General features: G+C 59.7%; 19 protein-coding genes and 1 pseudogene. 10 read left to right on the top strand and 10 right to left on the bottom strand.

Features of this window, described 5'->3' with window-relative positions:
• Positions 1-83: 83 nt before the first annotated feature.
• Positions 84-1,469, top strand: coding sequence for a DUF2252 domain-containing protein (locus tag ACZ5IL_RS19130; RefSeq protein WP_464593959.1), 1,386 nt, complete (start codon positions 84-86; stop codon positions 1,467-1,469).
• A gap of 64 nt (positions 1,470-1,533) precedes the next feature.
• Here the strand turns inward: ACZ5IL_RS19130 and ACZ5IL_RS19135 are convergent, their stop codons facing one another.
• From ACZ5IL_RS19135 to hutI, 4 genes are all read right to left on the bottom strand, one after another.
• Complete coding sequence (locus ACZ5IL_RS19135) at positions 1,534-2,817, bottom strand: cystathionine gamma-synthase family protein (protein WP_464593961.1); 1,284 nt, start codon at positions 2,815-2,817, stop codon at positions 1,534-1,536.
• Positions 2,818-2,884: 67 nt separating this feature from the next.
• Positions 2,885-4,555, bottom strand: a complete 1,671-nt coding sequence (gene hutU / locus ACZ5IL_RS19140; RefSeq protein ID WP_464593963.1) for a urocanate hydratase — start codon at positions 4,553-4,555, stop codon at positions 2,885-2,887.
• 11 nt (positions 4,556-4,566) lie between these two features.
• A complete protein-coding gene (gene hutH, locus ACZ5IL_RS19145) occupies positions 4,567-6,126 on the bottom strand; it encodes a histidine ammonia-lyase (RefSeq protein WP_464593965.1) in 1,560 nt (519 codons plus the stop codon).
• Positions 6,123-7,337 (bottom strand): imidazolonepropionase, encoded by a 1,215-nt coding sequence (gene hutI, locus ACZ5IL_RS19150; protein ID WP_464593967.1) that lies wholly within the window; start codon positions 7,335-7,337, stop codon positions 6,123-6,125. Before hutI ends, hutH begins: the two co-directional genes overlap by 4 nt.
• A gap of 84 nt (positions 7,338-7,421) precedes the next feature.
• Between hutI and ACZ5IL_RS19155 the strand changes: the two genes are divergently transcribed.
• The 5 genes from ACZ5IL_RS19155 to ACZ5IL_RS19175 all read left to right on the top strand — a co-directional run bounded on the left by ACZ5IL_RS19155 (position 7,422) and on the right by ACZ5IL_RS19175 (position 11,189).
• Positions 7,422-8,780 (top strand): formimidoylglutamate deiminase, encoded by a 1,359-nt coding sequence (locus ACZ5IL_RS19155; RefSeq protein ID WP_464593968.1) that lies wholly within the window; start codon positions 7,422-7,424, stop codon positions 8,778-8,780.
• 455 nt (positions 8,781-9,235) lie between these two features.
• Positions 9,236-9,418, top strand: a complete 183-nt coding sequence (locus ACZ5IL_RS19160) for a KH domain-containing protein (protein WP_464593970.1) — start codon at positions 9,236-9,238, stop codon at positions 9,416-9,418.
• On the top strand, positions 9,415-10,005 hold the full coding sequence (locus ACZ5IL_RS19165; RefSeq protein ID WP_464593972.1) for an NADPH-dependent FMN reductase: 591 nt from the start codon (positions 9,415-9,417) through the stop codon (positions 10,003-10,005). The genes ACZ5IL_RS19160 and ACZ5IL_RS19165 overlap by 4 nt, the downstream gene beginning before the upstream one ends.
• A gap of 145 nt (positions 10,006-10,150) precedes the next feature.
• The gene (locus ACZ5IL_RS19170) at positions 10,151-10,447 is read left to right on the top strand and encodes a cytosolic protein (protein ID WP_464593974.1); all 297 of its coding nucleotides are present in this window, start codon (positions 10,151-10,153) and stop codon (positions 10,445-10,447) included.
• Between the two features lie 592 nt (positions 10,448-11,039).
• On the top strand, positions 11,040-11,189 hold the full coding sequence (locus ACZ5IL_RS19175) for a hypothetical protein (RefSeq protein WP_464593976.1): 150 nt from the start codon (positions 11,040-11,042) through the stop codon (positions 11,187-11,189).
• A gap of 134 nt (positions 11,190-11,323) precedes the next feature.
• Here ACZ5IL_RS19175 and ACZ5IL_RS19180 read toward each other — a convergent pair whose 3' ends face one another.
• Genes ACZ5IL_RS19180 through pdhA form a run of 3 tightly spaced genes read right to left on the bottom strand, consistent with a single transcriptional unit; the run spans position 11,324 to position 14,485 of the window.
• Entirely contained in the window at positions 11,324-12,427 is a 1,104-nt protein-coding gene (locus tag ACZ5IL_RS19180) for a dihydrolipoamide acetyltransferase family protein (protein WP_464593978.1), read from the bottom strand.
• Between the two features lie 20 nt (positions 12,428-12,447).
• On the bottom strand, positions 12,448-13,428 hold the full coding sequence (locus tag ACZ5IL_RS19185; RefSeq protein WP_464593980.1) for an alpha-ketoacid dehydrogenase subunit beta: 981 nt from the start codon (positions 13,426-13,428) through the stop codon (positions 12,448-12,450).
• Positions 13,421-14,485 carry a pyruvate dehydrogenase (acetyl-transferring) E1 component subunit alpha gene (gene pdhA / locus ACZ5IL_RS19190; protein WP_464593982.1) on the bottom strand — a complete coding sequence of 355 codons (1,065 nt, stop codon included), beginning with the start codon at positions 14,483-14,485 and terminating at the stop codon, positions 13,421-13,423. The genes ACZ5IL_RS19185 and pdhA overlap by 8 nt, the downstream gene beginning before the upstream one ends.
• Before the next feature lie 883 nt (positions 14,486-15,368).
• Between pdhA and ACZ5IL_RS19195 the strand changes: the two genes are divergently transcribed.
• A complete protein-coding gene (locus ACZ5IL_RS19195) occupies positions 15,369-16,394 on the top strand; it encodes a polysaccharide deacetylase family protein (RefSeq protein WP_464593984.1) in 1,026 nt (341 codons plus the stop codon).
• A gap of 248 nt (positions 16,395-16,642) precedes the next feature.
• Here ACZ5IL_RS19195 and ACZ5IL_RS19200 read toward each other — a convergent pair whose 3' ends face one another.
• Positions 16,643-17,383: an integrase core domain-containing protein gene (locus ACZ5IL_RS19200; protein WP_464593986.1), complete on the bottom strand. Its 741-nt coding sequence runs from the start codon at positions 17,381-17,383 to the stop codon at positions 16,643-16,645.
• A gap of 731 nt (positions 17,384-18,114) precedes the next feature.
• Here ACZ5IL_RS19200 and ACZ5IL_RS19205 point away from each other — a divergent pair.
• Both ACZ5IL_RS19205 and ACZ5IL_RS19210 read left to right on the top strand, forming a co-directional pair.
• Complete coding sequence (locus tag ACZ5IL_RS19205; RefSeq protein WP_464596945.1) at positions 18,115-18,462, top strand: DUF2237 family protein; 348 nt, start codon at positions 18,115-18,117, stop codon at positions 18,460-18,462.
• A 335-nt stretch (positions 18,463-18,797) separates the two neighbouring features.
• Positions 18,798-19,514 (top strand): bestrophin-like domain, encoded by a 717-nt coding sequence (locus ACZ5IL_RS19210; protein ID WP_464596946.1) that lies wholly within the window; start codon positions 18,798-18,800, stop codon positions 19,512-19,514.
• Between the two features lie 61 nt (positions 19,515-19,575).
• On the opposite strand, the gene ACZ5IL_RS19215 is transcribed toward ACZ5IL_RS19210, so the two are convergent.
• Both ACZ5IL_RS19215 and ACZ5IL_RS19220 read right to left on the bottom strand, forming a co-directional pair.
• Positions 19,576-19,704 (bottom strand): hypothetical protein, encoded by a 129-nt coding sequence (locus ACZ5IL_RS19215; protein WP_464593988.1) that lies wholly within the window; start codon positions 19,702-19,704, stop codon positions 19,576-19,578.
• Positions 19,701-20,794: pseudogene (locus ACZ5IL_RS19220) on the bottom strand (IS5 family transposase). The gene ACZ5IL_RS19215 and the pseudogene ACZ5IL_RS19220 overlap by 4 nt, the downstream one beginning before the upstream one ends.
• A gap of 28 nt (positions 20,795-20,822) precedes the next feature.
• On the opposite strand from ACZ5IL_RS19220, the gene ACZ5IL_RS19225 reads away from it, so the two are divergent.
• Positions 20,823-21,065, top strand: a complete 243-nt coding sequence (locus ACZ5IL_RS19225) for a hypothetical protein (RefSeq protein ID WP_464593990.1) — start codon at positions 20,823-20,825, stop codon at positions 21,063-21,065.
• The last annotated feature ends 219 nt before the right edge of the window (positions 21,066-21,284 follow it).

A 21,284-nucleotide genomic window follows, 5' to 3' on the forward strand; every position in this document is an offset into this window, starting at 1 on the left:
TCGGAGGCGAACATTTCAATCTGCCACGGACGCAAACCGTGCGATATTACGGTTGTATACGCTGTCGTTGAAGGACTTGCCAAATGACGGTTTCATTGAGTTCGCGTATCGAACGGTTCAAGCAGGGAAAAACACTCCGACACAAGACGCCGCGTGAAGCACATGCAGAATTGACGGGATCACCGTCGCGCAACGCCGTTGCAATCCTCGCCGAGAGCGATCCCGATCGGGTCCAGGAGCTTGTTCCTGAGCGCTACGCACGAATGTCACTCAATCCGTTTGCATTTCTGCGCGGGGCAGCCGCCGTCATGGCGACAGATCTTGCCACTCAACCGATGGCTGGAATTTCAGTCCAGGCCGGCGGCGACAGCCATTTGATGAACTTTGGCGCCTTCGCCACGCCCGAGAATAACATCCTGTTTGACGTTAACGATTTTGACGAAACATTACCTGGTGTCGATTTCACCGTCGACCTGAAGCGTCTCGCGGTCAGCATTGCGGTTGCGGCGCTGACCTCGGGTGCACCGAAAAAACAGGCCCGAGCAATGGCAGCCGCAACTGTCAGAGCCTATCGATTACACATGATCGCACTTGCCAAGCTATCCCCATTGGAAATCTGGCACAGCCGAATTGACCTCGAAAAGGAAATCAACCGGATCGGCAATGGCAGTCTGCGTCGCAAGCTTTCAGGTGTGATCGCCAAGGCGCGCGGTGAAGGTCTGTCAAAGGACGATAATTTCCCGCACCTCGTTAGTGGCGATAGTCCGAAGATCGTCGACAAACCGCCGACGATCTTCCATCTCAGTCCCAAGGCCGACGCACAGCACAAACTCGATGTCGAACGTGTGTTCTCCACGTATCGGAAAGAGCTAAATCCGGATCGACTACGGCTGCTCGATCGCTTCGTCATGAAGGATCTCGCATTCAAAGCGGTGGGTGTGGGATCCGTTGGTACGTTCTGCTGCGTCGGGCTGTTTCTGACTGGAGACAACGAACCGCTGTTCCTTCAAATCAAGCAGGCGCAGAAATCCGTGTTGGAACGGCTTGGCGACCGACTTGAATACAAGGGGCACCAGGGCCGCCGCGTCGTGCAGGGCCAGCAGATGATGCAGGCCGCCAGTGACATCTTTCTCGGCTATACGCAAGACGATGCCTCCGGACGTCAGTTTTATGTCCGAACACTGAAGAATCGCAGGCTTGGTGGAATCAGTGAGATCAGCGAAGGAGAGGCTCTCTCGGACTACGCTCAGTTATGCGGCCGCACGCTCGCACGCGCGCATGCCCGGTCGGGCGATCCAGCCGCAATCGCCGGCTACATGGGGAAGACCGCAACATTCGATGATGCTATCGCATCGTTCTCGATGGCTTATGCTGACCAGACGATCTTAGATCACGCCGCCCTTATTAGGGAAAAAAGCCTGGCGAAATCTGTCAGGGCGAGCAAGCCCACAAAAGCAAAAGCTGCCTAGCGTCACAACAAACCCCACAGCGGAGTGGATTGCGCGTCAGATCAGCCGTTCGGCGTATTGTAGGTTAAGTCTCGTTCAACGCCTGTGCGATGTCCGCAACCAAATCCGTCGGATTTTCGATGCCTATCGACAGCCGGATCGTGGACTCGAGAACGCCCATTCTTTGGCGGATGTCAACCGGAACGCCGGAATGGGTCATACTTGCGGGCAAACTGGCAAGCGATTCAGTTCCGCCAAGGCTGACCGCTAGCTTGAAAATTTGCAGTGAGTTCAAGAACTTTTGAGCCGCGACTTTGCCGCCAACAATGTCGAAGGAAAAGGTGGATCCCGCACCGAGGCATTGCCTCGCGAAGACACCTCCGGCCGGGGAAGCCTCTTCGTGGTGACCAAGATAGTGCACCTCAGCCACTTTGGGGTGGTCACGCAGGTAATCCGCCACGACCCGCGCGTTCCGGTCAGCTTTCTCCATCCGAATGCTCAGTGTCTCGAGCGACCGGTTGATCATCCAACAGGAATGGGGGTCCAGTTGGGTGCCGATGGCACCTCGCAACGCTTTGACGGTTTTCATGAGCGCTTTTGAGCCAAGCACAGCGCCCGCGATCAGGTCGGAATGGCCGCCGACATATTTGGTCAGCGAGTACAACGACAGATCCGCGCCGTGTTCGATCGGCCGCTGAAACACCGGCCCGAGCAAGGTATTGTCACACGCGACGATAGGCGTATTCCCCTGGGCCCGGCCGATCATCTCGGCGACACGCCGTACCATCGCTATATCGACTAGGCTGTTGGTGGGATTGGCCGGTGTTTCAATAAAAATCATCGCGACCCGGCCTTTGTGCATCGCGTCCTCTGCTGCCAGTCTGACCACGGCTTCGTCAATGCCATCGCTAAAGCCCAGTGCGCCGATGGAAAGGCTCGCAAGCGTCTTCGAAAACAGAGTTTCGGTTCCCCCATAGAGCGGTTGTGAGTGCAGAATGACGTCACCAGGGCGGACGAACGCGAGGATCATGGTCGAAATCGCCGCCATGCCGGACGAAAATAGCGCGCAGTTCTCGGTGCGCTCGTAAACAGAAAGCTTGTCCTCGACGATCTCACTATTGGGGTGATTGAACCGGGAATAAACCAGACCAGCGCCCATCCCCTCCGGAGGCTCGCGCCTACCTGCGACAAAGTCGAAGAAGTCCTGTCCGTCCTCAACTGTCCTAAAAACAAAAGTCGAGGTCAGGAATACCGGTGGTTTGATCGCACCTTCCGATAGTTGCGGATCGTAGCCGTAGGTTAGCATCAGTGTTTCTGGGTGCAACATATGGTTGCCGATGTGGGTCTTCGACGGAAACGGTTTCACCATGGCCTGTCCTCGCTGGCTGGATTCAGAGCCTCGCATCCCCCGAAAATCTCGAGCACGGCGTCCGCCGCTACATCGTCAGACTGGGCAGATCGAGCCCGTTGGCATGGGCACATGCAATCGCACTTTCGTAGCCCGCGTCGGCATGACGCATAACTCCCGTCGCTGGATCGTTCCAAAGCACCCTCTCGATGCGGCGCGCAGCTTCCGGAGTTCCGTCGGCGACAATCACCATGCCGGCGTGCTGCGAATAGCCGATTCCGACGCCCCCGCCGTGATGCAGCGAGACCCACGTGGCTCCGCTGGCACAGTTGAGTAACGCATTGAGCAGCGGCCAGTCGGACACCGCATCCGAGCCGTCGCGCATCGCTTCGGTTTCACGGTTCGGGCTCGCCACCGAACCGCCATCGAGATGATCGCGACCGATGACGATCGGCGCCTTCAGCTCGCCGCTCGCCACCATTTCATTGAACGCCAGACCCAGCCGGTGGCGATCGCCAAGGCCGGCCCAACAGATCCGCGCTGGTAGCCCCTGGAACTTGACCCGTGCTCTGGCCATGTCGAGCCAGTTGTGAAGATGCTTGTCGTCCGGCATCAGGTCCTTAACCCTGGCGTCGGTCCGGAAGATATCTTCGGGATCTCCCGAGAGAGCCGCCCACCGGAATGGTCCTATGCCTCGGCAGAACAGTGGACGGATGTAGGCCGGGACGAAGCCGGGGAAATCGAATGCGTTCTTCAACCCCATGTCCTTCGCCATCTGTCGAATGTTGTTGCCATAGTCGAACGTGGGAATATCCTGGGCGTGAAAATCCAGCATGGCCTGGACGTGGTCGACCATGGAGGTCTTGGCTGCCGCTTCGACCGCTTTCGGATCGGCCTCACGCCTGAACTCCCACTCGGCGAGCGTCCAGCCCTTCGGCAGGTAACCGTTGATCGGATCGTGCGCGCTCGTCTGGTCGGTGACAATGTCGGGTCTTACCCCGCGGCGAACCAGCTCGGGAAAAATATCTGCGGCATTGCCGAGCAGGCCGACCGAGACCGGTTTCTTGCTCTGCGCCGCCTGCACAATGATCGCGAGCGCCTCATCAAGCGTGCCTGCTTGACGGTCGAGGTAACCCGAGCGCAACCGCCTCTCGATGCGGCTCGGCTGGCATTCGATCGCAAGCATCGACGCACCGGCCATCGTCGCGGCAAGTGGTTGGGCGCCGCCCATACCGCCGAGACCCGCCGTCAGGATCCACCTGCCCGCGAGGCTGCCGCCGTAATGGCGTCGCCCCACCTCGACAAACGTTTCATACGTCCCCTGTACGATGCCCTGGCTGCCGATGTAGATCCACGATCCGGCCGTCATCTGCCCAAACATCATCAGCCCGAGCCTGTCCAGTTCATTGAAGTGATTGAGCGTGGCCCAGTGCGGCACCAGGTTCGAATTCGCGATCAGCACGCGCGGCGCATCGGCATGAGTGCGGAAAATTCCGACCGGCTTGCCCGACTGGACGACCAGCGTCTGGTCGCCTTCGAGCTTGCGCAGCGCGGCAACGATCCGATCGAAACTGTCCCAGTCGCGGGCTGCACGACCAATCCCGCCATAGACGACAAGTTCGCTCGGCCGTTCGGCAACGTCCGGATCGAGATTGTTCATCAGCATTCGGAGCGGCGCTTCCGTTAGCCAGCTCTTGGCGCTGATCTCGGACCCGTGCGGCGATCGGATCGTACGGTCGTTGTCCAGTCGGCGGTTCATCACAAATGACCTTACCCGGCAAGTATTGGAAACGGGTTCTTCTCGAGTACCGAAATCGCGGCGGCCGGCAATGCGCCGGCTGCGACCAGCACCGTTGCCTTGGCGAGATCGTCGGCCATGTAGCGATCGGCACCAAGCACCGGCACCTGCTCGCGCAACACTGCAATAACAGCCGCAAGCGCAGGGCTGGTCGAATGCGGCCAACGCTGCCCGATGCCTTGCGCCGCAACCAGCAATTCAATGCCGAGTATGGTGGCAAGATTGTCCGCCATATCCGACAATCGGCGCGCAGCATGCGCAGCCATCGACACGTGATCTTCCTGGTTGGCACTGGTCGGAGTCGAATCGATCGAGCAGGCCGAGGCGCGTTGCTTGTTCTCGGCATAGAGCGCGGCCGCCGTCACCTCGGCAATCATGAGGCCGGAGTTGATGCCCGGCTCGGGGGTCAGGAACGGCGGCAGCCCGAAATTCAGCGCGGGATCAATGAGCGTGGCGATGCGTCGCTCGCTGATCGCACCGATCTCCGATAATGCCAGCGCAATCTGGTCGGAGGCAAATGCGACCGGCTCAGCGTGAAAATTTCCTCCCGAGACGATCTCTCCGGTCTCGACCAGCACCAGCGGATTGTCGGTGACGGCGTTGGCTTCGATCGTCAACGTGCGGGCGGCTTGCATCAGCAGGTCAAGCACAGCGCCGGCCACCTGCGGCTGACAGCGCAGGCAATAAGGATCCTGCACGCGCTCGTCGCCTTCGAGATGCGAGTTGCGAATATCGCTCCCTGCCAGCAACTCGGTCAGGACCGCGCCGGCTGCAATTTGGCCTGCATGCCCTCGCAGTTCTTGGATCTCCGGGCGAAACGGGGCCGTAGAAGCCATGGCCGCATCGACCGACAGAGCACCTGTCACCAGCGTCGCGCAGGCCAAGCCATGGGCGCGCAACAAGCCGGAAATGGCATAGGCCGTCGAAAACTGCGTACCGTTGATCAGAGCGAGGCCTTCCTTCGGTCCGAGGGTCAAGGGCGTGAGATCGGCGGCGGCGAGCGCGTCGAGGCCAGGTACAAGCTCGCCACCGACCAGGGCCTGACCTTCGCCGATCATGACAGCCGTCATATGCGCAAGGGGGGCCAGATCACCAGACGCTCCCACCGATCCCTGCTGCGGCACGAGCGGATAAACGCCTCGCGCCAGCATGGCCTGGAGTTGCTCGATGACATCGCGGCGCACCCCCGAAGCGCCTCGCCCCAATGCGACGATCTTCAGCGCCATCATCAGGCGAACAATCGCTTCGGGCGTAGGAGGTCCTACCCCGCAGCAATGCGATACAATGAGATTGCGCTGCAGCAGCGCCGTCTGGTCGGGCGGAATGCGTTTCGACGCCAGTTTTCCGAACCCTGTATTGATGCCGTATGCCGGAGCTTCCGCACCCGCGGCCTCTAAAACAATAGCCGATGCTGCCTCGACGCGCGGCCAGAATGATGTATCGAGTACGACGGCCGCGCCCGCAAGCACTTGCGCCAGATCGTCGAGGCTGACCCTTCCGGGCGAAACAACAATGGATGCGCGGTCGCTCATCGTCCCATCCATACCCGGCTGTGCAACGGGTTGAAGCCCATCCGGTAGATCAGCTCGGCCGGCCGGTCGATATCCCAAATCGCGAGATCGCACCATTTGCCGGCCTCGAGCGTACCGGTCTCACCGAGGAGACCCAGCGCACGCGCGGCTTCCCGCGTCACGCCGGCAAGACATTCGGCAACGGTCATCCGGAAGAGCGTCGCGCCCATATTCATGGCCAGCAGAAGCGACGTGAGCGGCGAGCTGCCGGGATTGCAGTCGGTGGCCAGCGCCATGTTCACGCCGTGAGCGCGGAACAGTTCGACCGGTGGCTTCGTCGTCTCGCGAATGAAATAGAACGCGCCCGGCAGAAGGACTGCCACCGTACCGGCCCGCGCCATGGCCGCGACGCTGGCGTGATTTGTGTACTCCAGATGATCGGCAGACAAAGCGGAAAATTCCGAAGCAAGCGCCGCTCCGCCGAGGTTCGACAGTTGATCCGCATGCAACTTGACCGGCAGTCCAAGCGCCTTTGCCGCACGGAATACCCGCGCCGTTTGATCTCCCGAAAAAGCTATGCCTTCCATGAAGGCATCGACTGCGTCGGCTAACCCGGCCTGCGCCACTGCCGGCAGCATTTCGCGGCAAACAAGGTCGATGTATCGATCTTTGTCGCCATCGGCTTCTGGAGGCAGTGCGTGTGCACCAAGAAACGTCGTCCGGATGGTGACCGGCCGGCTGCGGCCTACCGCACGTGCAGCTGACAGCTGTCGCATCTCGGTTTCGGTGTTGAGCCCATAGCCGGATTTGATCTCTACCGTCGTCACGCCCTCGCCGATCAGAGCGTCGAGCCTTGGCAGCGCGCTGGCAACGAGTTCAGCCTCGCTGGAGGCCCGCGTCGCAGCGACCGTCGAGACGATACCGCCGCCCGCACGCGCGATCTCTTCGTAGCTTGCTCCCAGTAGCCGCAGCTCGAACTCGTGCGCACGGTTTCCGCCGAAAACCAAGTGGGTATGACAATCGACCAGCCCAGGCGTGATCCACCGCCCCGCGCAATCGATCCGGTCAGCGGCATCGGCATCCGGCGAAAAGTTGGAACGCTCGCCCGCGAAGACGATGCGGCCATCGCGCGCCGCGATCACGCCCCGCTCGATCACACCAAGATCGGGTAGATCCGCCCGAACGGTGACGAGCCGTGCATTGTGCCAGACACGATCGAAGCGCTCGGCCATGCAGCTCCCTCAACGGTAGAAGCTTGAGGGTCGATATGTCCATACATATGATCGTGTCGATGCTCTGTCCACCGGTTTGGAAACATGTCCGCGCTGCATTTCGCATCAGCACTGCTTCCCTCCGGGTGGGAGGATGACGTGCAGGTGGTCGTGACGGACGGGACCATCACCAAGGTTACGATCGGCACGGCGCCGGGAACCCACGATGAACGCCACCAGCTGGCAATCCCGGGAATAGCGAGCTTACACAGTCACGTATTCCAGCGTGGCATGGCTGGGCTCGCCGAAACGCGCGGCAATACTGCGGATACGTTCTGGACGTGGCGCCAGACGATGTATCGGTTCGCGCTGGACATGACTCCCGAAGACATCGAAGCCGTCGCAACATTGCTCTATGTCGAGATGCTCGAGCAGGGGTATACGCGCGTCGGGGAGTTCCACTATCTCCATCACGACCACGACGGCAGGCCCTACGCCAACCCTGCCGAGATGGCGACTCGAATTGCGCGAGCCGCCGAGATCACCGGCATCGGGCTCACACTGCTGCCGAGTTTCTACGCGCACAGCTCCTTTGGTGGAGCCGTACCACATGCCGGCCAGCGCCGGTTCATCTGCTCGATCGACCAGTTCGCCAAGCTGACTGCCGCCACACGGATGGCCGTCCGCGCATTGCCCGGAGCCAATGTCGGTATCGCTCCGCACAGCCTGCGGGCCGTGACGCCGGACGAATTAGCTGCAATCGTGCAACTGGCCGAAGCCTGTCCGGTTCATATCCATGCCGCCGAACAGATCAAGGAAGTCGAGGAATGCATCGCCTGGTCGGGCCGGCGGCCGGTTGAATGGCTGCTCGAACATGCACCCATCGATCAGCGCTGGTGCCTTATCCATGCGACCCATATGACCGCGACAGAAATCGCCTCGCTTGCCAAGAGCAGCGCAGTCGCCGGGCTCTGTCCGGTTACCGAGGCGAGCCTCGGCGACGGCATTTTTCCAGCCCGCGAGTACCTTGATGCGGGCGGCCGGTTCGGCGTCGGCACAGATTCCAATATACTGGTCGGCGTCGCCGACGAACTGCGTCAGCTCGAATATGGCCAGCGGTTAAAGCACTGGAGGCGCAATGTGTTGTCTGACGGTCCGGGCACCTCCACCGGTCGGGCACTACTCGACACCGTGCTAGAGGGCGGCGCACAGGCGCTCGCGCAGCCGACCGTCGGACTCCAGGCAGGCGCACGCGCGGACATCGTGACCCTCGACACCATGCATCCGTCGCTCGCCGGGCGCAGCAGGGATGCCGTCCTCGACGGCTGGATTTTCGCAGCAAATGCGGGTGCCATCGCTTGTGTCTGGGCGGGAGGAGACAAAGTCGTCGAAGGTGGGCGCCACCGGCTCCACCAGAAAGCGCGCGACACATTCAACGCAGCCGTGCGAAGGCTCGTGGTATGAGTCCCTCCACAGATCGCGACAAACTCCAGGCAGCCGACAAGCCGACGCTGTACAAGCAGATCCGTGTGTGTGCCGAAAACCTCATCCGAGTTGATGATGTGACGGAATCGCCTAAGCTGATGGAATGATCGGGCTGCTCTGTTTCGCTTTGGCCGTCCTGACCTCGCCGTTCAAGCCGTGCCTTCACACAGCGGCGACGATAACATCAAGTACGCCAAGCCCGGCCGCAGCGACATCTTTCCGTAGGGTTACGCACTAGGGACTGCGCACCCCTCGGCCCTCCTCGTCCCTAGTCGTTCATGCCCCCCCCCCCGCTCCTCAACGAGCTAGCGGTGTTGGTTTGCGGCGCACCATCCAAAGCTCATCTTTGGGGTTCAGATTGCGTCGCGGGGTGCGGCGGATTGCGGCTGCGGTTCGACTCTGCACGGCTCGAAAGCGCGTGGTACAATTCCGGTATGAGTGCGGACGAAGCATTCCTGCGGCACCTCCTTAGCGGCATCGTGCTCCAGCCCGAGCACATACGTCTCGTGCGCTCGGTAGATGTGCGCGGGATCCTCTTCCGCGTCTCATTGGCCAAGTCCGACATGCCGCTCCTGATAGGGAAAGCGGGACAGAGCATCCATGCGGTGCTGCAATGAGCAATCACATCCTGGTTTTTTACGGTTCTTATCGTTCTGATCGGATGGGTATCCGCCTCGCCGAATTCGTCGTTGAACGGTTGCGGCGCCGCGGCGAAGTCGTCGAGCTGATCGACGCCAAGGCGGTCAACCTTCCGATGCTCGACAGAATGTATAAGGAATTTCCATCGGGAGCAGCGCCCGAGCAGCTCCACCGGTTGGCCGGAAAGATTCGCGATGCCGATGGCTTCGTATTCGTCACCGGCGAATATAATTGGGGTATCCAGCCGGGACTGAAAAACCTGACAGATCATTTTCTCGAGGAGTGGTTTTGGCGTCCCGCTGCGATCGCAAGCTATTCGGCAGGACGCTTCTCCGGTGCACGCGCCGCAATCGCGTGGCACGGCACACTTTCCGAGATGGGCATGGTGGTGGTTTCAAGCACGATCGCGGTCGGTCCCATTGCACAGACCCTCGCGGCTGATGGCGCTCCGCTGGGTGCGGGTGGAGAGGCTCTCGAAAGGGCGTTTCCGCGCTTTGCCGACGATCTGATGTGGTGGGTGGAAGCGGCAAAGATGCAGCGACAACGCAAGAAACCGCCGTATTGATCGCTGGTTGTCGCGACGGCGTCGCACATGTCCGCCCCGGAATCGTTATAAACGATGAACTGGCTTATATTGGGAGCGTCGGCGAGACTGTCCAACCAGACTGGATATCACGCGTGAATTCAGTCCAACCGCGAAGGAGAGGCCGATGAAATCGCTTTTGCTGCTTACGGCGAGCGGTCCGCTGCTCATTCTCACGTCGCACGAGTCCTTGCACGCTCCGAAGCTTCTCGAGGAGCTCAAGCACAAAGGGATTGGCAAGTTCGTCGCCTTTGATGTTCCAGTGTCGCTCGCTAGGCAGCGCTACGGCGGGCATTTTCAAGCTGTCGAGAGCGGTCTGCACGAGACCGATGATTTGAGAGTGCTCGACCTCAACGGCCAGCGGGTCTTTCAGCTCTTTCGTTTCGATGAACTCGGTGCGCCGATCCTTCAAGAACAGCTGTGACCTGGTTTTATCTTGAAGCATGATCCGAAGACGGCGATCCCGTCAGCGTGGTTACGAATGGACGTTTTCCAACCCTGCGACGTAGGGGCCCTCCTCCGCGCCATAGACTTGGCCACACGGGTCTGGCCAATCTCGATGCCAACTTGAGAAGCTCACCATGGATTCTCGGCGCTCCCCACAACGGATTGGCGATGCTTGTCTCGCGGATCAGCCGGGGAATTTCTACCGGCACACTTTTGAAACACGCTGCGACTCCAAGCTGCGACTCCAAAAGGACTGGCGCAATTGCTTCGGTGGGTGCATGCTTCAGCAGCTAGACGGTTGCCCCGACCGCACGGACGCGGAGGGTCGGTGGTCGGGCTGCGAGGAGGGTTGGCCATGCGTCATAAACCACTACTCGATAGTCAGGTCGCTTATACTACGGGCGTGATCGGTCTTGGGTTGCTTCCCTTCGCTATGGCGTTTGCCGCAATCCTCATTCCGTGATCGCTAGAGCATTTTTCGAGCAGTTGCGTCGTATCCAGCGGCGGCGAGATAATTTTGACATTCATCGAGTGAGAAGCCTTTGAGAGCAGATAGGGTCGCTCAACAATTGAGCGACCTCAATCCCGAGCTTGAGCAGTTCACCATGGATACGCGGCGCGCGCCAAAGCTGATTTTCGATGCTCATCTGCCGGATCAGCGCGCGCAGCTCCCTGTCGAAGCACCGCGTTCTCAGCTTCAAGCCGCAACTTCGACTTGAATGGCGAGGCCAAGACGGCCAGAGCGAAACAAAGCAGCCCGATCATTCCGTCAGCTTAAGCGATTCCATCACGTCATCAACTCGGATAGGGTTTTCGGTACACGCACCTTGCGAGCACGCGTAAAACAGGTGGTTCACGACATCAGCTCAAGCGTGGACTTGAGTGCGACCAGGAAGCGTGCAGCCTCGCCGCCGGTCACGATGCGATGGTCGAAGGTGAGCGACAACGGCAGCACACGTCTCACCGCAGGCTGCCCCCGATGCGCAACTGCCTGCTGGGAAATCCGTCCGGCTCCTATGATTGCGACCTGCGGTGGCACGACGATCAGATTGGCAAACCGGCCGCCGATCATCCCGAAATTCGACAGCGTAATGGTCGCGTCGCGCAGCTCTTCAAGGGGTATCGAGCGCGCGATTGCGTCAGCCCGCAGGCGGTCGAGGCCGGCCCGCAAGTCCGATACGCTGCGCTCTGCGACATTGCGCAACACGGGAACGATGAGGCCGCCCTCGGTATCGACGGCGATGCCGAGATCGACGCGCGCGATGAGGCGCCGTTCTCCCGTGCCGGAATCATACCAGGCATTGAGCGCGGACTCTGCCTTGCAGGCGGCAGCGACGGCCCGGACTAGGCGGATCGTCACATCCTCGCCCGTCGGCCAATCGTCGATATCGGCTTCATCAGTTACGGTGGCGGGGACGATTTGCGCATGGGACGCAGCCATGCGTTGGGCCATCGCGCGCCGCATGCCTCGCACGGGTTCGGCGCAGCCGATTTGGAGCATACCCTTCGCAGCCCGCTCGACATCGGCCCGTGTGACGGTGCCTTCGGGTCCTGTGGCCTCGACGCTCTCAAGATCGACATTGAGCCTGCGCGCGAGCGCGCGCACGGCCGGAAACACCTGAGGCTGCTGTTGCCCGGTCGTCCACCCGGAGGAGATTCCCGCCGGAGGCGGATGTTCGCCGCCGCCGAGTTCGCCGACAATTGTGCCAGTGTCCTGTTCGGCGCCTTCGGCGAATTCGATCAGCGGCATGCCGACTTTCACGATATCTCCCTTGGTGCCAAACACGTGAGCGATGCGTCCGCTCGACGGCGAGGGAATCTCAACGACCGCCTTGTCGGTCTCGACGGAAACGAGCGGTTGATCGGTGACGACGTGATCGCCTTCGTTGACATACCAGGCGACGATCTCCGCCTCTTCGAGACCTTCTCCTAGATCCGGCAGCATGAACTGGCGCATAGGACAAAGTCCGTTGAGATTCAGCTGAACTGGCACACCTTGCGTGCCCCTGTGACGATGCGTTCGACCGAAGGTATATAGTATTGCTCGAGGCGTGCCATCGGAATGACGGTGTCGTAGCCGGTGACGCGGGTTACAGGCGCGAGCAGCGAGGACAGGCCACGCTCGGCTATAAAGGCTGCGATCTCGGCTCCGAATCCGCCGGTGCGTGCCGCCTCGTGCACGATGAGGCAACGTCCGGTCTTCGCGATCGATCTGAGCACGGTGCCTTCATCATAGGGCCTGAGCGTGGCAATATCGATGACCTCGGCAGCGATGCCTTCGGCGGAGAGCGCATCGGCCGCGGCCACGGTCTCTTTTACCGCCGCGCCCCAACTGATCAGCGTGATGTCGTGCCCCTCCCTCAGGACGAAGGCACGATCCAGCTGCAAGGCTTCGCCATCGTCCCGCACCTCGCCTTTCGCCGTGCGGTACAAGCGCGTTGGCTCCAGAAACACCACCGGATCGGGATCGCGGATCGCGGCGAGGAGAAGTCCATAGGCGCGTTCCGGCGAAGAGGGGATGACAACGCGCAAGCCGGGAATATGGGCGAGCATCGCCTCGGTGCTTTCGGAATGATGCTCGGGCGCACGAATGCCGGCCCCGTGCGGCGTGCGCAGAACCATCGGACAGGTGAGCCGTCCCCGGGTGCGGTTACGCATTCGGGATGCGTGATTCACCAGTTGATCCAGGCAGGGATAGATAAACCCCATAAACTGGATCTCGCCGACGGGCTTTAGCCGCTGCGCCGCCATGCCGACGCAGAGCCCGCTGATCAGCAGTTCAGCAAGCGGCGTATCAAGGACGCGCCCCGCTCCAAAGCGCTTCTGCAGGCCCGCAGTCGCGCGGAAGACGCCTCCGTTGACGCCAACGTCTTCGCCAAGCACGACCACATCGGGATCGTCCTCCATCGCGCGTCCGAGCGCCAGGTTGACGGCTTCCACCAGCGTTACCTCAGGCATCGTGCTCTCCCGCGAGTTCACGGCGCTGCGCGGCATAGACCTCGGGCAGATCGGCATAGAGATGATCGAACATGGTTTCCGGCCGGCGTGGTGCCATTGCCAGATAGCGCTCGACAGCCGCCTCGACGCGCTCATGGCATTCGGTGGCGAGCCGTTCTTCGTCTGCTTTGCCCCACATTTTTTGACCCACAAGATAAGCCCTCAAGCGGGCAATCGGCTCTTCCTTCCAATGAGCCTGGACTTCGTCAGCCGAACGATAGCGTGAAGCGTCATCGGAGGTCGTATGGTCGCCGAGGCGGTAGGTGACCGCCTCGATGAAGTGGGGGCCATTGCCGCAACGGGCTGCGGCAATGGCCTCTTCGACCGCGGCGCGCATCGCCACTACGTCGCTGCCGTCGACCTGCTCGCCACTGAATCCTGCGGCGATAGCTTTCTGCGCCAGTGTTTCGGAAGCGGTCTGCAGTCGCAGCGGCACCGATATAGCCCATTGATTGTTGGTGGCAACGAACACGACGGGCAATTTGTGCACGCCTGCAAAATTCATCGCTTCGTAGACGTCGCCTTTCGAGGTGGCGCCATCGCCGAACAGGCACACGGCGACACGCGGCTCCTTGCGCAGCCTGAAGGCATAGGCGACGCCGGCGGCATGAGGCGCCTGAGATCCCACGGGAACGCAGAGTGGAAAATCGTGGACCGGTCCCGAGAAACAATTGCCTCGTTCGTCCCCGCCCCAGAACAGCAGGATCTCTTCAAGCTTGACGCCGCGCCAAACCAACGCGCCATTGTCGCGATAGGAGGGCAACAGCACGTCTTCTTCCCGCATCGCACTGGCTGTCCCAACTGATACGGCCTCCTGGCCGAGCGAAACGGCATAAGTCCCAAGCCGGCCGGTGCGCTGCAATGCAACAGCCTTTTTGTCGAAGAGGCGCAGTAGCACCATTGCCCTGTAGAGCGCGATGAGCAGGTTGGGATCGGATGCGAAAGCGGGGAGCGGCCGGGTTATCGAGCCATCTGGCGCGAGGTAGTTGCGATGGCGCACCTCAAAGCGCGCAATCACGGGGAGATCTTGGTTTACCCGTCGGCTGGCCACGCTCTCGCTCCCGGAGCGATTGTGTCTTCTACAACATAATCAGTTGGTGTTTGTGCGGAGACCATGCAAGTTCCCTTTATGCGCCCCCTGTCGTTGCTGCACTGTAGGTTTTCTGGAATCGATCGACACGATTGTGGAAACGACGCAGCGACGGTGACCTGACTGGGCTTTTTTGGACCAAGCGATGTGAGAGAGTTGGCTTGGCAAAGGAGCTTTTCAGATGCCGACGAAGCGGTTTAGCTCGGAGCAATTGTCATAGTGCTTCGCCAGACCGCAGTTTTGATGTCGCAGGGCAAGACAGCGGCTGTGGCGTGCGGGAAAGCCGGGATATCGCAGCAGAGTTATTGCCTCTATGGACGGCTCTCCCATTGCAGGTAAAAGTCAAGCAGTTACGCGTTCAACTAGGCAACGACATTTCACACGCTACGCGCCGACGCCCTGATCTCAAACCTCACGCTAAGGTTTTGGCGAGAGAGTTGTGCCTTGAGGATACAGATCACAGGGGCTCGGCATTTCTCACATACTGACCGCTGCGTGGATGGCACGGCAATATTGTGCCAGACCGTCGTGCGAGACCACGAATTGTTTCAATGGCTGTTCGCTTTTCTGAAGCTCGCCGGCGTGCCTCGCACCCTCAACGATCTCTACTGGGTGATGTCAGACGAATCATGCGGGCCATTAGCTTGACCATCGTCACGTAAGCTTGATTAAGTCTGAGCAAGAAATTGAGAATAATCCTATATCCTTCGGCATTGAGACGCGTTGCTGCCAGCAATCCGTTGCCGTTGTCTTTTCCCGGTGAGGATTTCGCTGGTATGGCCCGAAACAACTGATTTTGGGGAAAAGGACGATGCGCATAGCAACGGGGCTAATCCTAGCAGGCGCAATCGCTGTGAGTGCCGTTGGCGCAGTATGGTTGAAGTTTCCAACTCTGCGCGCCAGTAGCGTACCGAGTGCCGCGCCGGATCACACTGCCGCCTCGGCCCGCGTGCCTGCGATCACTTCCGTTCCCGTCACAGATCCCAGCCCTGCAAAGGCAATCGTTCTGCCGCCCCCACCTCTCCCCACTGCGCAACCGGCAAGAGCCGCTTGCAACAATCCGAGCGCGCTCGGCGTCGCACGCACAGTCGAGATCGACACGACAGGCGGCCCTGGATTTGGCTTCGAGCATTTCAAGCAGCTCGATTTCCTGCGCGACAAGGAAGTGGTCCTGACGTTTGACGACGGCCCATGGCCGCTCAATACACCTGCCGTCCTCAAGGCACTGGCGGATGAATGCACGACCGGCATTTTTTTCTCGATTGGCAAGCACGCGACCTACCACCCGGAAATCCTGAAGCAGGTTTACGCAGCCGGGCACACCGTCGGATCTCACACATGGTCACACGCCACCCTCACCAATAAGAAACTCACGGAGGCTCAGCGCAAGCAGGAGATCGAAAAAGGCTTCAGTGCAGTGAAGTGGGCCTTGGGCGGTGTTTCGCCGGCCCCGTTCTTCCGCTTCCCAGCACTGCAGCATCCGCCGGAAGTGGTGGCCTATCTCGGCGAGCGCAACATCGCGATATTCTCCTGCGATCTCGACTCCTTCGACTTCAAGGCACGCAATGCGCAAGCCGTTATTGATGTGACGATGAGGAAGCTCGACAAGCTCGGCAAGGGCATCATCCTGATGCATGATTTCCACAAGCACACGGCCGAAGCCTTGCCTGAGCTCCTGAAGCGGTTGAAAGCCGGCGGATACAAGGTCGTGGCGATGCGCTCCAAGGCTCCGGTACAGACCCTGCCGCAATACGACGAAGAGCTCTTGAAAGACGCGAAGTTGCCGACCGTAAGCTCCCGGCCGGTGTCCAGCGTCGTCCAGACGATTTCAGAATAAGATCCTGTAACCGACGGCGGCGGCTAGTGCGGCATATTGCCAGGAAGAGCGCCCTTGTCGGGCGATCAACCTGGGCTGCGTTAACGCCCTAAACTTCGCCAGCCGTTCCCCTCCGTTGAGGGAGACGGATTCGAAACGGCCCCGCGGAGGAGACTTGATAACTCGATAGAATTCGAAACCGTACGGATCGCGATGGTACGAAGGTTCTGGAGAAAATCGCATTCTCCGGCCCCTGTGCCTGCCGCAAATCAAATCCGGACATATTCCAATCCGCCGAGAATTGAACGACAAAGAATGTGCCCAGCGCGGTCGACGGCGCGCGATACCGACGCATCGACTGCAGCACATGACGATATCGGCGCGATCTTGTTCAATGACAAATGGGTGCGCGTGCCGTTGTAGTAGCTCATGTACGAGAGCAGCACATGACGAAGATGCCGCTCGCCGAAGACAACAACATGATCAAGGCATTCCCTGCGGATTGATCCGATCAGCCGTTCGGCGTATGCATTTTGCCAGGGTGAGCGAGGAGACGTCGGGCGATCTCGAATGCCGATGGACCGAACCCGACGCATGAATATTTCGCCGTATGCGCCGTCTCGATCCCGGATCAGGTAACGAGAAATTTGTTCCCAGCCACACGCTTGAGTGAGCTGATTGGCGATCCATTCGGCCGTCGGATGCGCGGTCACTCCAAACCACAGGATCTGCCGCCGGCCATGGCCCATGATCAGCGACCCATAGAGCAGTCGGAACGAGATTGTCGGCACCACGAACAGGTCCATCACCGCGATACCGCCAGCATGGTTACGAAGGAACGCCTTCCATCCTTGTGACGGAGGGGCCCTCCTCCGCGCCATATACTTGGCGACGCTGGTCTGGCCGATCTCGATGCCAAGCTTGAGAAGCTCACCATGGATTCTCGGCGCTCCCCACAACGGGTTGGCGAGGCTCATCTCGCGGATCAGCCGGTGAATTTCCAACGGCACCGTTGGTCGGCCGCAGCGGCGTCGCGATTTCCAGCGCCAAGACGATCGGAAGCCCGCGCGGTGCCAACTTATAACAGTGTCCGGCTTAACGATCGCAAGCGCACGACAGGTCTGAGGGAACAACCGATAAAGACCAATGAAAATCAGTCGGTCAATTAGGCTGAAAGCAAGCTTGCGAGGCGCCCCTCGCCGAAGCACATTGATTTGTTGCCTCAATACCAAAATCTCGGCCTCAAGCATAGCTCGCGACCGGAAAAGATCCGTGAACATCCGCCAGATCAGTCTGCACAGGTCCAACATCACGCAACAGCATCACCCGATTCTCAACCAACTACCAGCCGGATATGGTTTACGGTAGGGACAGGCACTCGGCCCGCCCCATGAGCTTTTTGACGATCTTTCGATGATTCCCGACCTTTCCCGGTGCCGCTGCGATCAGACAGGTCTCTATCCCACGGACGCCTGCTTCCCCTCGTGGGCTTTGTGGAGCTTTCGTCAATGGGCGGTCATGTCTTCGTTTCGAACGCAACCCCGTTTGCAGAAATCAGTTCTCGGTTCGACACGCTTAGTCCATACATTGCCATCGGCGCCCGCTTTTCCGGTGCCAGATGCTGGGATGAAGGCAAGGTGCGGCAATGCTAAGGGACGATCAGGATAGTGGGGGCGGCCCTCACCGCCGTACAAGTCGGAACGTGCTCGGCGAGCCGTTTCAACTTTGTTCGATCAGGCCGATGACGGGGTTTTATCGGGACGGCTGCTGCGACACTGGACCAGAAGACAATGGCAGTCACACGGTCTGCGTCGTCGTAACTGCAGCGTTTCTCGATTTTTCTGTATCGCGCGGCAACGATCTTTCGACTCCATTACCGGAGTTCGGTTTCCCAGGCCTGAAACCCGGAGACCGTTGGTGCTTATGTGCACCCCGCTGGCAGGAAGCATTCCAAGCAAACCGAGCACCGCGAGTGGTCTTGCGCGCCACTCATGAGTGGTGCGCTGACACATTGCTCGCTCGCCGATCTCAAACGCTTTGCAGTAGATCTAGCGTGACCACCCAACCGTGTCATCAACATTACAAGTGACGTAGCCGAGTTTATCAACACTGCGCTGAACTTTGATACCTCATGTCAACAAATCTCGTGCGTGCACTGATCCTGTTTGGCGTGAGGGTCCAAGCCCTAGTCTCGGAAAGGGGGAATTAGTGGGAATTTCGAAGAGACGTCGGCTCTTTCTGGACGAACCCGATCAGTTCCGCTGCAGTCTTGACGGACGTGGGCGTCGCAGCCCAGGCATGCCCTAAAAGCCCTTCGATGATATAGTTCCAAAACTGTTTGATCGCGAGCTGACTCGCTAACAACTCTGGAAGGCACGCCGCGTGAGCGAATCCGTGTGGTTATTGATCGTCTCACTCGCAGCAATGGTCAGCGGGGTCGCTGTCGGTTCATGGCTGCGCGACCGCCTTCCGGAGCATCATCTCAACGATCAAGCCATCAGTGTTATCAAGTCAGGCGTGGGATTGCTCTCAACACTGGCAGCTCTCATTCTTGGTCTGCTGATCTCGACGGCAAAGATTTCTTATGATTCAACCGCATCCCAGCTAAATCAGATATCATCCGATCTGGTTTTGCTTGACCAATTGTTTTCCGAATACGGCCCGCTGGCCGACGGAGCGAGGGAAGCCTTGCGGCAGCAATCCGCAGCACTGGCAAATAACATTTGGGCTCCGGCAAGCAAGCTGGGACATCACGCATTCGTGGCGTCGGACGCATGGAAGCGCTTCTCGGCTACTATCTATCAACTGCCAAATGCGACCGAGCAGCAACGCCAGTTCAGGAAGCAGATCGACGACGTCATAAGCCGCGGCGCTCAGGCTCGCCTACACTTGTACACCGACTCGGGCAGCACGCTTCCAGTACCTTTTCTGGTACTTCTTATTTTCTGGCTCGCCGTCATCTTCGCAAGCTACAGCATTCTCGGAGTCATCAATCCGACTGTAATGGTCTTCGTAGCTCTCTTTGCATTGTCAGCAGCGGGCGCTTTGTTTCTCATTGCTGAACTAAACACGCCCTTCAGCGGGCTCCTGAAGCTACCAGAGACCCAGATCTCGCAAGCCCTGCCATCTTTATCGAGATGATCACTTAACGTTACAAGTAAGATCTAGACGATGGAATGTCCTCGGTCGACATCCGAACCGCCTAGCAGGCTGTTGAAGAAGTGTTTCGTCTGGCTTTGAGGATGGCTTGATCGCCGTTGTGATAGGCGAATGCGATCTGGATTGAGCCGCCGTCGAGCAGTTTGGCGTGGCCGTGAGACGGCGCGGTCATGCTGGCACCGCCATGAGCTTCGGCAATCGCACCAGATTGTAAGCGGCGGCTGCGAAGGTGAAGGCCCATCCGACGCGGTCGCGGCCACGGAAGCGGGTCTTGTCCTGGCGGGCAACCATCTTGATCCAGCCGAACGCTTCCTCAATGCGCTTGCGGAGACGCTGGCTGATGGCATAGCCGCGGTGTGCCGCGTCGTGCGCCCGTCGATCGCCGAGCTTCGGCCGCTTGTGTTCTGCGCCACGTGCGGCGTCACCTTCATCGCGCGCAACTCGTTGACGAAGTCCTCCGTGTCATAGGCCTTATCAGCGCCAAGTGTGATGGCCAGGGGCCGGTCGGCGCGAGGTTCGATCATGTGCAACGCCGCCACCCGCTCGGCATGTCCGCCGGCCAGCGTCAGGCAGGCGTCGACCAACAGGCCATGGCGGTTCTCCATCAGCCCATGACCCATGAAGCATAGCTTCGCCTCCTTGCCCTTGCCCTTCTTGTAGAGCCTTGCGTCCGGATCGGTGGTCGAAGCATGCGTGTCGTTAGTCCGCTTCTCGCCGTGGAAGTCGGCTTCGGCATTGCGCCCGACGCCGCCGGCCGGCGGCTCGCCAGAGCCGTCCTTCGGTTTGACGCTCTTCGTCGAAGCCCAGGCCTCGATCAGCGTGCCGTCGACCGAGAAGTGATCGCTCGACAGCAGCTTCTCCACCTTGGGCTGGGCCAGCACCGCACTCAGGAACTTGGCCGCGATGTCGCCCTCAAGCAGCCGGTCGCGGTTCTTCGAGAACACCGAATGGTCCCAGGCTGGATCGTCGACGCCGATGCCCACGAACCAGCGGAACAGAAGGTCGTATTCCAGCCGCTCCATAGGCAACCGCTCCGAGCGGATCGAGTAGAACGCCTGCAACAGCATCGCCCTGAGCAACTTCTCGGGTGGGATCGACGGCCGCCCGAGTGGCGAATACAGCGCCGCGAACTCCCGCTCCAAAGCGACAAGCGCTTCATTCACAATTACCCGGATGGCGCGAAGCGGGTGATCGCGCCGAACCCGCGCCTCCAGATCAACGTAGCTGAACAACTCGCCAGTCAGATTGTCACCACCGCGCACCCATCAGATCCAAATCGCTTCAAAGCCAATGAATCATGCTCACAGCTCGGCCGCGACTGGCCTTTTTCAACAGCCTGCTAGCCGCACGGCGAGTGTTTCCAAGTCAAAGTCGCTCTACGCCGACGGAACGCCGCAGGATCGCGTGCAGTATCTGGAAACCAAACTGATCCTGAAGCCGGACCGCTTTAAATCTGTCGAGAGTTTCCGCGAGTTCGGCAAGATCGTGAAAAGGGTAGCGAAACAGACCGAGCTCGGTTTCACCAAGAATTAAGAATGCAGCAGCCGGTCCAGAAACCTGTAATGTCAGCGTGCTGGGGCACCCGCAGCTTATGGTCCACGCCTCGCTGAAACTTGTGCATTTCGTTCATCCTTCCTGCATATAAGGCTTAAGGCAAAGTATTTCTCGCCAGTCCATGCATTTCTAAAGACCATGCCACTCGTCTTTGACTTAGATCAAAGCAACCGCCCATCGTGGATGTTCTCGAAGGAA

The sequence above is a fragment of the Nitrobacter sp. CN101 genome (assembly GCF_055390255.1).

What these genes read in the sequence shown, in the direction of transcription:
- ACZ5IL_RS19185 (WP_464593980.1), bottom strand. Translation starts at nt 13,428, where the DNA reads ATGCCTGAGGTAACGCTGGTGGAAGCCGTCAACCTGGCGCTCGGACGC.
- ACZ5IL_RS19160 (WP_464593970.1), top strand. Translation starts at nt 9,236, where the DNA reads ATGAGTGCGGACGAAGCATTCCTGCGGCACCTCCTTAGCGGCATCGTG.
- ACZ5IL_RS19155 (WP_464593968.1), top strand. Translation starts at nt 7,422, where the DNA reads ATGTCCGCGCTGCATTTCGCATCAGCACTGCTTCCCTCCGGGTGGGAG.
- ACZ5IL_RS19170 (WP_464593974.1), top strand. Translation starts at nt 10,151, where the DNA reads ATGAAATCGCTTTTGCTGCTTACGGCGAGCGGTCCGCTGCTCATTCTC.
- ACZ5IL_RS19130 (WP_464593959.1), top strand. Translation starts at nt 84, where the DNA reads ATGACGGTTTCATTGAGTTCGCGTATCGAACGGTTCAAGCAGGGAAAA.
- ACZ5IL_RS19205 (WP_464596945.1), top strand. Translation starts at nt 18,115, where the DNA reads ATGACGGGGTTTTATCGGGACGGCTGCTGCGACACTGGACCAGAAGAC.
- ACZ5IL_RS19195 (WP_464593984.1), top strand. Translation starts at nt 15,369, where the DNA reads ATGCGCATAGCAACGGGGCTAATCCTAGCAGGCGCAATCGCTGTGAGT.
- hutH (WP_464593965.1), bottom strand. Translation starts at nt 6,126, where the DNA reads ATGAGCGACCGCGCATCCATTGTTGTTTCGCCCGGAAGGGTCAGCCTC.
- ACZ5IL_RS19180 (WP_464593978.1), bottom strand. Translation starts at nt 12,427, where the DNA reads ATGCGCCAGTTCATGCTGCCGGATCTAGGAGAAGGTCTCGAAGAGGCG.
- hutI (WP_464593967.1), bottom strand. Translation starts at nt 7,337, where the DNA reads ATGGCCGAGCGCTTCGATCGTGTCTGGCACAATGCACGGCTCGTCACC.
- ACZ5IL_RS19210 (WP_464596946.1), top strand. Translation starts at nt 18,798, where the DNA reads ATGGTCAGCGGGGTCGCTGTCGGTTCATGGCTGCGCGACCGCCTTCCG.
- hutU (WP_464593963.1), bottom strand. Translation starts at nt 4,555, where the DNA reads ATGAACCGCCGACTGGACAACGACCGTACGATCCGATCGCCGCACGGG.
- ACZ5IL_RS19215 (WP_464593988.1), bottom strand. Translation starts at nt 19,704, where the DNA reads ATGACCGCGCCGTCTCACGGCCACGCCAAACTGCTCGACGGCGGCTCA.
- ACZ5IL_RS19165 (WP_464593972.1), top strand. Translation starts at nt 9,415, where the DNA reads ATGAGCAATCACATCCTGGTTTTTTACGGTTCTTATCGTTCTGATCGG.
- ACZ5IL_RS19135 (WP_464593961.1), bottom strand. Translation starts at nt 2,817, where the DNA reads ATGGTGAAACCGTTTCCGTCGAAGACCCACATCGGCAACCATATGTTG.
- ACZ5IL_RS19225 (WP_464593990.1), top strand. Translation starts at nt 20,823, where the DNA reads ATGAATCATGCTCACAGCTCGGCCGCGACTGGCCTTTTTCAACAGCCT.